Source organism: Cupriavidus sp. MP-37 (genome assembly GCF_020618415.1).
In the GTDB taxonomy this organism is placed as follows: Bacteria; Pseudomonadota; Gammaproteobacteria; order Burkholderiales; family Burkholderiaceae; genus Cupriavidus.
On the sequence record NZ_CP085344.1, the window covers coordinates 3,286,659 to 3,300,166 of the forward strand.

12 protein-coding genes are annotated in these 13,508 nt (G+C 70.1%); 6 read left to right on the forward strand and 6 right to left on the reverse strand.

Features of this window, described 5'->3' with window-relative positions:
- Positions 1-4: 4 nt before the first annotated feature.
- The 4 genes from LIN44_RS15110 to LIN44_RS15125 form a co-directional block, all read right to left on the reverse strand.
- Positions 5-592, reverse strand: a complete 588-nt coding sequence (locus LIN44_RS15110; protein WP_227312770.1) for a DUF882 domain-containing protein — start codon at positions 590-592, stop codon at positions 5-7.
- Positions 593-624: 32 nt separating this feature from the next.
- Positions 625-2,214 carry a murein L,D-transpeptidase gene (locus LIN44_RS15115; RefSeq protein ID WP_227312771.1) on the reverse strand — a complete coding sequence of 530 codons (1,590 nt, stop codon included), beginning with the start codon at positions 2,212-2,214 and terminating at the stop codon, positions 625-627.
- Between the two features lie 93 nt (positions 2,215-2,307).
- Positions 2,308-2,934, reverse strand: coding sequence for a response regulator transcription factor (locus LIN44_RS15120; protein WP_227312772.1), 627 nt, complete (start codon positions 2,932-2,934; stop codon positions 2,308-2,310).
- A gap of 221 nt (positions 2,935-3,155) precedes the next feature.
- The gene (locus tag LIN44_RS15125; protein ID WP_227312773.1) at positions 3,156-4,223 is read right to left on the reverse strand and encodes a CaiB/BaiF CoA-transferase family protein; all 1,068 of its coding nucleotides are present in this window, start codon (positions 4,221-4,223) and stop codon (positions 3,156-3,158) included.
- A 367-nt stretch (positions 4,224-4,590) separates the two neighbouring features.
- On the opposite strand from LIN44_RS15125, the gene LIN44_RS15130 reads away from it, so the two are divergent.
- Entirely contained in the window at positions 4,591-5,031 is a 441-nt protein-coding gene (locus LIN44_RS15130; RefSeq protein ID WP_227312774.1) for a universal stress protein, read from the forward strand.
- A 60-nt stretch (positions 5,032-5,091) separates the two neighbouring features.
- Here the strand turns inward: LIN44_RS15130 and LIN44_RS15135 are convergent, their stop codons facing one another.
- Both LIN44_RS15135 and LIN44_RS15140 read right to left on the reverse strand, forming a co-directional pair.
- Entirely contained in the window at positions 5,092-6,138 is a 1,047-nt protein-coding gene (locus LIN44_RS15135; RefSeq protein ID WP_227312775.1) for a serine/threonine protein kinase, read from the reverse strand.
- Between the two features lie 19 nt (positions 6,139-6,157).
- Entirely contained in the window at positions 6,158-7,729 is a 1,572-nt protein-coding gene (locus LIN44_RS15140; protein WP_227312776.1) for a DEAD/DEAH box helicase, read from the reverse strand.
- Positions 7,730-8,026: 297 nt separating this feature from the next.
- Between LIN44_RS15140 and LIN44_RS15145 the strand changes: the two genes are divergently transcribed.
- The 5 genes from LIN44_RS15145 to ybeY all read left to right on the forward strand — a co-directional run bounded on the left by LIN44_RS15145 (position 8,027) and on the right by ybeY (position 13,469).
- Positions 8,027-9,712, forward strand: coding sequence for a ClcB-like voltage-gated chloride channel protein (locus tag LIN44_RS15145; RefSeq protein WP_227312777.1), 1,686 nt, complete (start codon positions 8,027-8,029; stop codon positions 9,710-9,712).
- 130 nt (positions 9,713-9,842) lie between these two features.
- Positions 9,843-10,238, forward strand: coding sequence for a hypothetical protein (locus LIN44_RS15150; protein ID WP_227312778.1), 396 nt, complete (start codon positions 9,843-9,845; stop codon positions 10,236-10,238).
- Positions 10,239-10,328: 90 nt separating this feature from the next.
- Positions 10,329-11,681, forward strand: a complete 1,353-nt coding sequence (gene miaB, locus LIN44_RS15155) for a tRNA (N6-isopentenyl adenosine(37)-C2)-methylthiotransferase MiaB (RefSeq protein WP_227312779.1) — start codon at positions 10,329-10,331, stop codon at positions 11,679-11,681.
- Positions 11,682-11,711: 30 nt separating this feature from the next.
- The gene (locus LIN44_RS15160) at positions 11,712-12,713 is read left to right on the forward strand and encodes a PhoH family protein (protein ID WP_227312780.1); all 1,002 of its coding nucleotides are present in this window, start codon (positions 11,712-11,714) and stop codon (positions 12,711-12,713) included.
- Positions 12,714-13,469: an rRNA maturation RNase YbeY gene (ybeY, locus tag LIN44_RS15165; protein WP_227312781.1), complete on the forward strand. Its 756-nt coding sequence runs from the start codon at positions 12,714-12,716 to the stop codon at positions 13,467-13,469.
- Positions 13,470-13,508: the final 39 nt, after the last annotated feature.

Consider the following 13,508-nt stretch of genomic DNA (forward strand, 5'->3'; position numbering starts at 1 on the left):
ACGCTTACCAGTAGCGCACGCGCCCGGTATCGATATGCACGAACTGGTCGGTCTCGTAGTAGCCGACGCCACCGCCCTGCAATGACTTGGCGGCATCGCGCACATCGGCCAGCGACACGCCGGCCAGCCGGATGTCGATGGCCTTGCCGTCCATATGCAGGCTGTGCTTGGCCACCCCGCCGCCGCGCGAGTTGCGCAGGCGCGAATTGGTGGCCGGGCTGCGGTAGCCGGAAATGACCTGGAACGGCTTGTCGGTGCCCAGCTCGCGGCGGACCTGGAACAGCAGGTCGAACAGCTGCGGATCGATGGTGCCGACCTTGCCGGAATAATGGTCGCGCAGGAAGCCGTTGAGCGCGGTCAGCGCTTCGGGCACGAAACGATCGCCGACGGCATAGACCAGCGACACCCGCTCGCCGGTATGGGTGTGATCGAAAGCCAGCGTGCGGGCATCCGGCAGGCCGGCCAGCGCCTGGTTGGCGGGCAGGCTGGCCAGCGCGCGGCGCGGCGCCAGCGGCATCAGGCCGGCGGCCAGCGCCAGGGTTCCGGTGGTATGAAGAAAGCGGCGGCGTGCCTTGCGCGTCGCGTCAGTCATGGTACTTCCTCTGAATGTGCATGGAGCGGCGCCTATCGAATGGCGCCCGCGGCGCTTGCAACAGCGCGCGGCTGGGGGCGCCCGTTGCGTTGACGCAGCGCCTTGTCCAGCAATTTGTCGTGACCGTAGATGTCAGGCAGGAAGGATACACGACCATCGGCGCGCGCGATGACCGTGCCGTAAGCCAGCACCACCGGCAACGGCTGCTGCAGGCGCACCGTGCTGGACTTGCCACGCGCCATCGCCTCGCGGATGCGGGTCTCGTTCCACTCCGGCATATCGTGCAACACGAACTGGGCCAGCGCCACTGGGGCTTCCACGCGGATGCAACCGTGGCTGAAGTCGCGCCGGTCGCGCTTGAACAGTTGCGGCGACGGCGTGTGGTGCAGGTAGATGTTCTCGTTGTTGGGGAACACGAACTTGATATCGCCCAGCGCATTGAGCGGGCCGGGCCGCTGACGGATGCGCAGGCTGCCGTTCAGCACCGCATCGAGGTTCTCCTCGGACAGGGTGGTCACGGCCTTGCCGTCGCCCCCTACGAACTCCAGCCCCTGCCGGTTGAAATATCCCGGATCGCGGCGCAGCCGCGGCACCGTCTCGCGGCGCGCGATCGACGGCGGGATGTTCCAGTACGGGCTGAATTCGATATAGCGCATGTCCTCCTCGAACAGCGGCGTGCGCGTGTCGAGCGCCTTGCCGACGATCACCTTCATCTCCAGCTTGATGTCGAGCTTGCCGTCGCGGACTTCATAGGCGCGCAGCATGAACTCCGGCACGTTGACCACGATCATGCGCGGGCCGTCCAGCGGGGTCCAGCGCAGGCGCTCCATGGTCAGTTCGATCTGCCGCACGCGCTCGGCGATGGGCAGGCTCAGCTGCGCCAGCGTGGCCGCGCCGATCACGCCGTCGGGCTGCAGCCCATGGCGCGACTGGAAGGCCTTGACGCCATCGACCAGCGCGCCCTCGTAGCGCGCCGGCGGCTGCGTGCCGGCGGGCAGGTCGCCCAACGCCACCAGGCGCGCAGTCAGCGCGGCGGCGCCGGTCCAGGGCTGGCCCGGCGTCAGCTTGCTGGCCGGCAGCGGCGGCAGCGGCTGTTGCCACACCGGTTGCCGGGCGATGTCGCGATAGCGGGCCAGGGCCTGGCGCAGCGTGCCGTACAGCGGGAACGTGGGCGCGGCCTGGCGGATGGCTTCGGGCAGGCGGTGCTGGGCCACGGCATCGCGCAGCGTGGTGGCGGCATCGAAAGGCCGTTCCGCCTGCGGCGCAAAATTCGCATGGACCGCGCGCGGGTTGACGCGACCGCCGTGCAGGTCGGACAGCATTCGTTCCATCGCGGCGCTCAGCGCCGCATCCAGCCGCGCCGCGGCATCGGGCGGCAGCGCCGGGCCGTGGGCGGCCTGGGTCACCGCCTGGCGCAGCGCTTCGGCATCGTAGTCGCGCGGATCGAGGCCATCGGCGGCCACGGCGGCCAGCGCGTCCACCGCCTGGCGCGCTTCCGGCACCGGCCGGCCCTGCACGAACCACATCGGCTCGTTGGCAAAGGCGGGCACCGCAAGCCACGTGGCGCAGGCAATGGCGACGGCGCCAAGGCGGCGCACGACAGCATTCAGGGTCTGGGGCATCGGGCGGATAGCTCGGATTCGTCACAGATGCCATCAGTCTACCCGCGATGGCGGATCGGCGCGGCCGGGCGCGCCAAACCCGGCAGGCGCCTTTCACCACACCAGTTGATGCCGGCGCGCGTAGTCCACCATCTCGACCAGCGAGCCCACATGCAGCTTGGCCATGATATTGGCCTTGTGCGTGCTGACGGTCTTGCTGCTGATCAGCAGCTGCGCGGCGATCGACTTGTTGGAATGTCCGCGCGCCAGGTATTGGAGAATGGTGATCTCGCGGTTGCTCAGCCGCGGCAGGCCAGCCTGCTGCTGCTCACCAAGCTGGCGCACCGTCTCCAGCGTCTGCAGCGGAAACACCAGATAGCCGCTCAGCACGCCGCGCACGGCCTGCATCACTTCCTCAACGCCGCGCTGCTTGACCACGAAGCCGTGCGCGCCGGCGCGCAGTGCCCGCACCGGCGCCTGCGCGGTGTCGGTGCCGGACAGGACCAGCAGCGGCACGCTCGGCAGCGTGGCCGCCACCCGCCGCACGAAGTCGATGCCGGGATTGCCGAAGCGTTCGACATCGACCAGCACCAGGCCGGGACGGTGTTCGCGGGCGAGGCGGAAACCCTCCCTGACACCATCCGTTTCCAGGACCTCGTCCGCTTCGAATTCGGCGGCAAGTTCGGCGCATAACAAGGTGCGGAACTTCGAGGGTTCGTCGACGATCAGCGCTGGTGGCAATTCAGGGCTCCTTAACAACTGGCGAGGGATTGGCCAGGCGGCTGGCTATGCCAAGGTTAAGGGCCCTGAGGTGCCTTGATGCGCCGAATTCTCACCGCACAGACGCAGCAGGTTCTGCACGAGAGTCAGGCTTTTCCTTCGATGACGCGGGTAGCGTCAAGTGCCTGCGGCGGCGGGCAATGCGGCACGCTTGTGGCGCGCTCCGGTGGCCGCGGCGCCGGTCATTCCGTCCCGGCGGGCAGGAAGCGCGGCGCGGGCGCGGAGCGCGGCACCTCGCGCTCGCCCTGCTGGTGCAGGCGGTACGTGCCGCGCGCCTGGTTGTGCGGATGGCGCGCGGCCTCGTCCAGCGTCAGTACGCGCGCGAAGCACACGTCGGTGCCGCCCAGCACGGACTCCCAGTGGGTGCTGGGCCGGCTGGCAATGGTGGCGGCGATGCGGGCCTTCACCGCCGGCCACTGGGCGCGGTCGTACTGCGCGGCCGGGTCGATGTCGGTCAGTTCGAGGCGCTCGAGCAGTTCGCGGTAGAACTGCGGCTCCAGCGCGCCGAGGGTGATGGCGCGTCCGTCCGCGCAAGGGAACACGTCGTAGAACGGCGAATCATGGAACGGGCTCGGTTGCGGGCCGCCCAGCGTGCCGGCCGCGCGCGACACCTGCACCAGCGAGCCGAGCATGGCGACGATATCCGTGATGGCGGCATCCACCACGCAGCCCTCGCCGCTGGCGCGCGCACTGAGGATGGCGCTGGTGATGCCGAAGGCCAGCCCGAGCGCGCCGGTGGCATCGCCCATCACGGTGGGAGGCACCATCGGCAGGCTGCCGTCGCGCGCGGCCATCGACAAGAGGCCGGTCAGCGCGATGTAGTTGAGGTCATGGCCGGCGCTCTGCGACAGCGGGCCGGTCTGGCCCCAGCCGGTCATGCGGCCGTAGACCAGGCGGGGATTGCGGGCATGGCAGGCCTTGGGCCCCAGGCCCAGGCGCTCCATCGCGCCGGGGCGCAGTCCCTCGATCAGCGCGTCCGCGCCGGCCACCAGGTCGAGCGCCGCCGCAACGTCCGCGGGCGCCTTCAGGTTCAGTTGCACCACGCGCTTGCCGTGCTCCAGCTCCATCTCGGCCGGCACCGACTGCCCGCGCAGGATGCGCCGCGCATCGGGCGCCACCGGGCGGGTGACCAGCGTGACCTCGGCGCCGAGGCCGGCCAGCATGGCGCCGCACAACGGACCAGGGCCGATGCCTTCGAATTCCACTACCTTGATACCGCGCAGGGGCTGCAGGTGGCCGCGCTCACTCATGATCGTCGTCTCCGGTTCGCCGCCCGCTCGCGCCAGGGCGGGGGCGGCTTGCATTGGGGGTTGGATTCGGTCTGCCCCTGGCCGCACGGGCGCGCCATGCCTGGCGCGGGGCTCGGGAGCATGCTACGCGTCGCCGTGTTGACGGGGCAATGGCCAAATGCTTCAGCCGGATTGACGGAATTCATCAGCCGACCGGCTGACCGGCTAATCGGCTGACCGGCTATCGCACCGGGAAATCGGATAATTCCGATCCGACTTGATCTGCATCGCATCCTGGCACGACACTAGGGGGCATGATGGTTCCAGATGGCGTTGCGGCCACATGGCCGCGGCGCTTGCCGACAGCCCCCATCCAGGAGATCCCGCCATGACCAATATCGTCCTCGCCACCGACGGCTCGGCCTTCAGCGACGCCGCAGCGCGCTTTATCGCCGAAGGCAAGCTGCTGCAGAACGGTTTCACCGTGCATGTCGTGCACGTGGCGCCCGAGGTGAGCGGCCAGGTGCGCGCCTTTGTCAGCAAGGAAACCATTGACGACTGGCACAAGGAAGCCAGCGACAAGGCGATGGCGGCGGTCTGCGACATCCTCGCCGCGGCCAATGTGCCATTCGAGCGGCACCCGCTGCACGGCTTTGCGCCGGAGCGCATCGTCGCCTATGCGAAGTCGGTCGACGCCGCCGCCATCGTGATGGGCACGCATGGGCGCGGATCGTTCTTCGATGCCGTGATCGGTTCGGTGGCAGGCCGGGTGCTGGCGCAGGCCAACTGCCCGGTGGTGCTGGTCAAGGCGCCGGAAAAGAAGGATTAAGCCGCCGACAGGCGGGCAGTGCCGCCACGGCACTGCCTTCAGCCAGGCTTCGGCCGGGCTTCAGGCGCCCCACAGGGGCGCTTCGTCCATCAGCGCGACCTGTTCGCGCAATTCCAGGATGCGGTCCTGCCAGTAGCGCGCCGTGCCGAACCACGGGAAGGCGGCTGGAAAGGCCGGATCGGCCCAGCGGCTGGCCAGCCAGGCGCTGTAGTGCAGCAGCCGCAGCGTGCGCAGCGCTTCCACCAGCCACAGTTCGCGCGTGTGGAATTCCGCAAAATCCTCGTAGCCGGCGACGATGTCGGCCAGCTGGCCTTGCATCGCCGCGCGGTCGCCCTCGAGCAGCATCCAGATGTCCTGGATCGCCGGGGCCATGCGGCTGTCGTCGAAGTCGACGAAGTGCGGACCGGGCTCGCCATGGGTGCCGCCGCGCGCGTCGTCCTCGTCGATCCACAGCACATTGCCGCGATGGCAGTCGCCATGGACGCGCAGCAAGCGCACGTCGCCGGCGCGCTCATAGCAGCGCCGGACGCCGTCCAGCGCCAGCTGCGCCACCGACTGCCACGCCGGCAGCAGATCGGCCGGGATGCAGCCGCTGGCGAGCAGCCAGTCGCGCGGGGCGATGCCGAAGGTGTCGAGATCCAGCGCCGGGCGCGCCTGGTAAGGCCGGGCCGCGCCCAGCGCATGGATGCGGCCGATGAAGCGGCCGAGCCAGGTCAGCGTATCGGCGCGGTCCAGCGCCGGCTCGCGGCCGCCGCAGCGGGGAAAGACGGCAAGGCGGAAGCCCGCATGATGCAGCAGCGTGCCGGCGTCGCCCGGCGCCAGCGCCAGGGCCGGCACGGCGGGAATCTCGGCGTCGGCCAGTTGCTGCACGAACGCGTGTTCTTCCAGGATGGCCGCGTCGGTCCAGCGGCCCGGGCGGTAGAACTTGGCGATGACCGGCGGGGCATCCTCGATGCCCACCTGCCAGACGCGGTTCTCGTAGCTGTTGAGCGCCAGCAGGCGCCCGTCGGGGCGCAGGCCGGCGCCCTCGAGCGCGTCCAGCATCAGTTCCGGCGTCAGGCCGGCATAGGGGACACCGGAGTCGGCGGGGGCATCGGACGCGTGCATGGCTGCCGGCGGGTTTCGCTCAGCGCGCCGGCTTGCGGCTGCCGCCCAGCAGCGCCGCCTGCGGCGCCGGACGGCGGTTGCGCGCGGGGGCCGGCGCGGCGTCGTGGGGCTGGCGCGCAGGCTGGGCCGCGGCCCGTTGCGGGCGCGCCTGGTCCTGGCTTTCGCGGCGCGGCGCGGGGTTGCGCGCGCCGGCGGGCTGGGCGGCGCGATTGCCGTTGGCGGCGCCGTTGCCGCGCTGGCCGCCCTGGCCCTGGCGCGGCGCGCCTTGTCCGCCCTGTCCACCCTGCCCCTGCCGCGCCGGACGCTGGCGCTGCGCGCCGTCGCTGTCGCCGGCCGGACGCGCCTCGGCCCGGGCGCGGCCCTGGCCCTGGCCCTGGCCCTGCCCGCCGCCGCGCTGCTGGCGGCCCTTCTGGATCGGCTCCGGGGCGATGCTGGGGTCGACTTCGAAGCCCGGCAGCACGGTCTGTTCGAGCTTGCGCTTGATCAGGCGTTCGATATCGCGCAGCAGCCCCAGCTCGTCCACGCACACCAGCGAGATCGCCTCGCCCTCGGCGCCGGCGCGGCCGGTGCGGCCGATGCGGTGGACGTAATCCTCGGGCACGTTGGGCAGGTCGAAGTTGACCACGTGCGGCAGCTGGTCGATGTCGATGCCGCGCGCGGCAATATCGGTCGCCACCAGCAGCCGCAGCGTGCCGGCCTTGAATTCGGACAGCGCCCGCGTGCGTGCCGACTGGCTCTTGTTGCCGTGGATCGCCAGCGCCGACAGGCCGTCCTTGGTCAGCTGCTCGGCCAGCCGGTTGGCGCCGTGCTTGGTGCGCGTGAACACCAGCACCTGGTGCCAGTCGTGCTGGCGCACCAGGTGGGCCAGCAGTTCGCGCTTGCGTTCGCGGTCGACCGGGTAGACGCGCTGGTCGACGGTCTCGGCGGTGGTATTGCGCCGCGCGACTTCGATCGACGCGGGATTGTTCAGCAGGCGGTCGGCCAGCGCGCGGATATCGTCCGAGAACGTCGCCGAGAACAGCAGGTTCTGGCGCTTGGCCGGCAGCACGTTGAGGATCTTGCGGATATCGTGGATGAAGCCCATGTCGAGCATGCGATCGGCTTCATCGAGCACCAGCAGTTCCACCTGCGACAGGTCGATGGTGCGCTGTGACACATGGTCCAGCAGGCGGCCGGGGGTGGCCACGACGATCTCGACGCCGCGCTTGAGCTGCTCGATCTGCGGGTTGATGCCGACCCCGCCGAACATCACCATCGAGCGCAGGCGCAGGTACTTGCCGTAGTTGCGCACGCTCTCTTCGACCTGCGCCGCCAGCTCGCGCGTGGGCGTCAGCACCAGCGCGCGCACCGCCACGCGGCCGCTGCGCTGGGCGCCGCCGGCCGGGCGTGCCGCGGTTTCGGACAGCAGCTGCAGCATCGGCAGGGTAAAGCCGGCGGTCTTGCCGGTGCCGGTCTGGGCGCCGGCGAGCAGGTCGCCGCCCTTGAGGATGGCGGGAATGGCCTGGGCCTGGATGGGAGTCGGGGTGGTGTAGCCCTGTTCGGCTACGGCACGCACAATCTTTTCGGACAAGCCGAGTTCAGAAAAAGACATGAATTGCTGCTTGGGCCATCGTTGCGCGCGCGGTGCGCCAACGCCGGATGGCTCCTGGTAATCGATCGGAATCGGAACGCGAACGCCGGGAAGCCGGCCTGGCAGGGCACCGGCCCGCCCGCGAAGGAAAGAGCGGTAGTGTACCAGTCCGGCGCAGGCGGGTTATGCACTGGAACCGGCCACGGATGCGCGCCGGCGCACATGGAGTCCGCGCGGGTGGCGCTGCGCTATCATGACGGCCTCGGGCCGCCCGGCCGCCATCGCCGGCACGTCGCCCCGCCTGCCCGGAAAGCCGCCATGCGCTTGCGTTTCCTCGAAGACCAGGAAGTCACACTGCTCGCGGCCATCCCGGTCGGGATCCTCGCCGCCATCGCCACCACGCTGTTCAAGGAAGCGCTGGACGGCGCGGGCTTCGTGCTGTTTTCCAGCCATGCCGACGTGGTCACCGTGTTCGCCACGCTGGCGCTGGCGTGGCGCGTGGTGGTGCCCGCCGTCGGCGGCGTGCTGGCCGGCGGCCTGCTGGTGCTGGCCAACCGCCTGGCCAGCACCCACCCCGGCGCCACCGACTATATGGAGGCGGTCGCCAATGGCAGCGGCCGGCTGCCGGTACGGATCACCCTGCTGCGCGCGCTGTCGTCGTTCTGCTCGATCGTCAGCGGCAGCTCGGTCGGCAAGGAGGGCGCGATGATCCAGCTGGCGGCGCTGTGCGGCTCGCTGTTCCCCTCGACCCGGCTCGAGCGCGGCGGCGGCTCCAACATGCGCCGCATGCTGACCGCCTGCGGCGCCGCCGCGGGCCTGGCCACCGTGTACCACACCCCGTTCTCCGCCGCGGTCTTCGTCGCCGAAGTGGTGTTCGGCGCGCTCGCGGTGCAGCGCCTGATGCCGCTGTTCCTGGCCTCGGTCGCCGGCGCCATGGTCAGCCAGTGGCACGGCGGGCTGCAGCCGCTCTACCCCGGCCTCGATATCGTCCCGGACCTGCGCCCGCAGATCCTGCTGGCAGCGGCGGCGCTGGGCGTGGCCGCCGGCATCGCGGGCGCGCTGTTCCTGCGCGCCGCCGGCTTCGCGCGCAGCCGCTTCGCGGCGCTGCCGGGCGGGCCGGTGGCGCGGCTGGCGCTGGGCGGCGCGCTGGTCGGCGTGCTGGCGATGGCGGTGCCGGAGGTGGTCGGCAACGGCTTTTCCACGATCCAGACCCTGCTGCAGGAGCAGCCGCTGAGCGTGCCGGTGGCGGCGGTGCTGCTGGCCAAGCTGGCGGCGACGGTGATCAGCATGGGCTCGGGCGCGGTCGGCGGCGTGTTCACGCCGTCGCTGTTCGTCGGTGCGGCGCTGGGCCAGTTGCTGGCGCTTGGCATGCAGGGCACGGCGGCAGGCGCGGCGCCGCTGCTGCCGCTGGTGGGCATGAGCGCCTTCCTGGCGGCCACCAGCCAGGCGCCGCTGATGTCGGTGCTGATGGTGTTCGAGATGACGCTGGCGCCGGCGCTGCTGCTGCCGTCGATGATCGGCGCGGTGGCGGCGTACTACACCGCGTCGCGCTGCCAGACGCTGTCGCTGTACAGCGTGATCGCCGAGCGCGCGCAGGCGTCGGCGGCCGCCGAACATGCGCGCGCGCTGACGCTGGCCGGCCTGTGCGACCCGACCGACACCGTGCTCGATCCCAACGCCACGCTGGCCGCGGCCGCCGACAAGTTTGCCGAGACCGGCACGCGCTACCTCTACCTGGTGCAGGCCGACGGCCGCCTGCTCGGCGCGCTGTCGATCCATGCCTTGCAGCGCGCCCAGCGCGAGGGCGCACCCGACGATGTGCTGGCGCTGGCCGAGCGCGACTTCCCGGCGCTGACGCCGGACTCGCGGCTGCGCGATGCGCTCGCGGTATTCGCCGGGCACGGCATCAACCGCATCCCGCTGGTGCGCGACGCGGCCAGCCGCGAACTGATGGGGACGGTGTCCAAGCAGCGCGTGCTGCAAGAGGCATCCTGCCTGTTCTGAAGCCGCTTGCCTGCCGCGGCGCCGGCCACACCAGGCAGCCGCCGGCGAGGTAAAATGCGCGGTTGCCCGCCTTCCGGCCACCGCCTTGCGGGCCATCCGCCCACCGCATCGCCTTTTGTCGGAGTTCCCCATGCCAGCAGGTCGTGATACGCGCCGCGAGGCGCCGGAGTCCGTGACATCCAGCCGCCGGCGCAAGCCTTGGACACGACTGGCGTGCGGCGCGGCGCTGCTGCTGGGCGCCGCGGTCGCCGCGGCCCAGCCGGTGCGCGCGATTCCGGACGATGCCGTGGCGGCCAGGCTGGTCATCGCCGCGCCGTCGGCCGGCGCGCCGCAGACCGCCACGCTCGACGGCAAGCGCGTCGGCGTGGCGCCGGGCCTGCGCCTGTTCGGCACCGACAACCAGTTGCTGGCCAGCGCCGCGGTGGCAGGCCAGAAGCTGCCGGTGCGGTACCGGCTGGACCTGTACGGCCAGCTGCTGACCGCGTGGGTGCTGAGCGAGGCCGAACAGCAGGCGCTGAAGAAATAACCACCCCCGAAGTGCGACCGGCGTGCCCCGCGCGCCGGCCGTGTTGTTGCCACACCCTGATGCCCCCAGGTCAACCACTGAGATCGGCATATGAAGAAAGTTTTCGTCAAGACGTACGGCTGCCAGATGAACGAGTACGACTCGGACAAGATGGTCGACGTCCTCAACGCCAGCCAGGGGCTGGAACCCACCGACAACGTCGAAGACGCCGACGTGATCCTGTTCAACACCTGCTCGGTGCGCGAGAAGGCGCAGGAGAAGGTGTTCTCCGAACTGGGCCGGATGAAGGCGCTCAAGGCCGTCAAGCCCGACCTGGTGATCGGCGTGGGCGGTTGCGTGGCCAGCCAGGAAGGCGCCAGCATCGTCTCGCGCGCACCGTACGTCGACGTGGTGTTCGGCCCGCAGACGCTGCACCGGCTGCCCGACCTGATCGCGCGCCGCCAGCGCACCGGCCAGTCGCAGGTGGACATCTCCTTCCCCGAGATCGAGAAGTTCGACCACCTGCCGCCCGCGCGCGTCGAGGGCCCGAGCGCGTTCGTGTCGATCATGGAAGGCTGCTCCAAGTACTGCAGCTACTGCGTGGTGCCGTACACCCGCGGCGAGGAAGTGTCGCGTCCGTTCGAGGACGTGCTGGCCGAAGTCGCGGGCCTGGCCGATCAGGGCGTGCGCGAAGTCACGCTGCTGGGCCAGAACGTCAATGCCTACCGCGGCAAGATGGGCGACAGCGCCGAGATCGCCGACTTCGCGCTGCTGATCGAGTACGTGGCCGAGATCCCCGGCATCGAGCGCATCCGCTACACCACCAGCCATCCCAAGGAGTTCACCTCGCGCCTGGTGGATCTGTATGGCCGCTGCGATAAATTGGTGAACCACCTGCACCTGCCGGTGCAGCATGCTTCGGACCGCATCCTGATGGCGATGAAGCGCGGCTACAGCGTGCTCGAATACAAGAGCATCATCCGCAGGCTGCGCGCGCTGCGCCCGGACATGTCGATGTCGTCGGACTTTATCGTCGGCTTTCCCGGCGAGACCGATGCCGACTTCGACAAGCTGATGGCAATGATCGAGGAAATCGGCTACGACACCTCGTTCTCTTTCATCTTCAGCCCGCGCCCCGGCACGCCCGCCGCCAACCTGCACGACGACACGCCGCGCGAGGTCAAGCTGCAGCGCCTGCAGCGGCTGCAGGCCACGATCGAGGAAAACGTGCAGCGCATCAGCCAGGGCATGGTCGGCACGGTGCAGCGCATCCTGGTCGAAGGCCCGGCGCGCAAGGACCCGACCGAGCTGCATGGCCGCACCGAGAACAACCGGGTGGTCAACTTCGCGATGCCCGGCGTGCCGCAGGCGGGCCGCGACCGGCTGGTCGGCCAGCTGGTCGATGTCAGCATCACGCAGGCGTTCCCGCACTCGCTGCGCGGCGAGATCGTGGTGCGCCAGTAAAGCACCCGCAACCGAGGCCATCGCCCACCGATGAAAATCCCTTCCGCAGAATTTGTCGCCCCGCGGGACGACAACACCCGGCTGCAGAACCTGTGCGGCCCGCTCGACGAGAACCTGCGCCAGATCGAGCAGGCGCTGGACGTGACCATCCAGCGCCGCGGCCACCGCATGACCGTGCGCGGCAACCACGCGCAGGACGCCGCGCTGGCGCTGGAGCGCTTCTACAACCAGGCGCGCACGCCGCTGTCGATCGACGACGTGCAGCTGGGCCTGGTCGAGACGCGCCAGCTCAGCGCGCATGGCAGCTACCTGCCCGGCAACGGCGATGACGACGAGGCCGAGCGCGAGGAAGGCGACGAATCGCCGGTGCTGCATACGCGCCGCACCGGCCTGCAGGGCCGCACCGTGGCGCAGCGCGACTACCTGCGCAATATCCTGTCGCACGACCTGACCATGGGCATCGGCCCGGCCGGCACCGGCAAGACCTACCTGGCGGTGGCGTGCGCGGTCGACGCGCTCGAGCGCGACGCGGTCAAGCGCATCGTGCTGACCCGCCCGGCGGTGGAAGCCGGCGAACGCCTCGGCTTCCTGCCCGGCGACCTGGCGCAGAAGGTCGATCCGTACCTGCGGCCGCTGTACGACGCGCTGTACGACCTGCTCGGCTTCGACCGCACGCAGAAGATGTTCGAGCGGCAGATGATCGAGATCGCGCCGCTGGCGTACATGCGCGGGCGCACGCTCAACCATGCCTTCATCATCCTGGACGAGGCGCAGAACACCACGCCCGAGCAGATGAAGATGTTCCTGACGCGCATCGGCTTCGGCTCCAAGGCGGTGATCACCGGCGACACCACGCAGATCGACCTGCCCAAGGGCCAGAAGAGCGGCCTGGTGGAAGCGCAGCATGTGCTGCGCGACGTGCGCGGCATCGCCTGCACCCGCTTTTCCAGCATCGACGTGGTGCGCCATCCGCTGGTGGCGCGCATCGTCGATGCCTATGACGAATACCACGCCCAGCACAAGGACGCGTAATTGAAATCCCCGAAATCCAAGTCTTCCGGCGTCAGCCTGACCCTGTTCGACAACGAAGGCCGCGCGCGCAAGAGCGCCGCGCATGCGCTGCGCGTGCAGCTGCCCGACGGCCGCAGCCTGACGCTGGACCTGTCGCAGGCCGCCGACGGCGTGGTCGCGCTGCTGGCCGAACACACCGATACCAGGCAGCAGGCCGGCCTGCTGGTGCGCCCGGACAACCATGACGCCCTGTCGGTGGCGGTGACCGCCGCGCCGCTGACCACCACCACCGGCACCCCGGCGACGCCGCCGGCGCTGGAGCTGGAAGTCCAGCACGGCGACGGCATCGGCAAGGGCAACGGCCTGCCGGCGCGGCGCAAGCTGGAGACCTGGGTCAAGTCGGCGCTGTACGCGGACGCCGCGCTGACCATCCGCTTCGTCGGCGAGGAAGAAGGCCGCACGCTGAACCGCACCTATCGCGGCAAGGACTACGCCACCAATGTGCTGACCTTCGCCTATGCCGAGCACGAAGACGATCCGGTCAGCGGCGACATCGTGCTGTGCTGCCCGGTGGTCGAAGCCGAGGCCCGCGCGCAGCGCAAGCCGCTTGAGGCGCATTACGCCCACCTGGTCGTGCATGGCGTGCTGCACGCGCAAGGCTACGAGCACGAGGACGACGCCGAGGCCGAGGAAATGGAAGCGATCGAGACCGAGACGCTGCAGGCGCTCGGCTATGCCGATCCTTACCGCGCAGAGAAAGCCGCACGGGCCGCGTGATGCGGTGGCCGCAGGCGGCGCCGGCAAGCGCCTCCGGCG

Bases quoted from the DNA above. Each gene is read 5' to 3' on its own strand.
- LIN44_RS15150 (WP_227312778.1), top strand. From the start codon at position 9,843: ATGCCAGCAGGTCGTGATACGCGCCGCGAGGCGCCGGAGTCCGTGACA.
- miaB (WP_227312779.1), top strand. From the start codon at position 10,329: ATGAAGAAAGTTTTCGTCAAGACGTACGGCTGCCAGATGAACGAGTAC.
- LIN44_RS15130 (WP_227312774.1), top strand. From the start codon at position 4,591: ATGACCAATATCGTCCTCGCCACCGACGGCTCGGCCTTCAGCGACGCC.
- LIN44_RS15125 (WP_227312773.1), bottom strand. From the start codon at position 4,223: ATGAGTGAGCGCGGCCACCTGCAGCCCCTGCGCGGTATCAAGGTAGTG.
- LIN44_RS15110 (WP_227312770.1), bottom strand. From the start codon at position 592: ATGACTGACGCGACGCGCAAGGCACGCCGCCGCTTTCTTCATACCACC.
- LIN44_RS15160 (WP_227312780.1), top strand. From the start codon at position 11,712: ATGAAAATCCCTTCCGCAGAATTTGTCGCCCCGCGGGACGACAACACC.
- LIN44_RS15140 (WP_227312776.1), bottom strand. From the start codon at position 7,729: ATGTCTTTTTCTGAACTCGGCTTGTCCGAAAAGATTGTGCGTGCCGTA.
- LIN44_RS15115 (WP_227312771.1), bottom strand. From the start codon at position 2,214: ATGCCCCAGACCCTGAATGCTGTCGTGCGCCGCCTTGGCGCCGTCGCC.
- LIN44_RS15135 (WP_227312775.1), bottom strand. From the start codon at position 6,138: ATGCACGCGTCCGATGCCCCCGCCGACTCCGGTGTCCCCTATGCCGGC.
- LIN44_RS15145 (WP_227312777.1), top strand. From the start codon at position 8,027: ATGCGCTTGCGTTTCCTCGAAGACCAGGAAGTCACACTGCTCGCGGCC.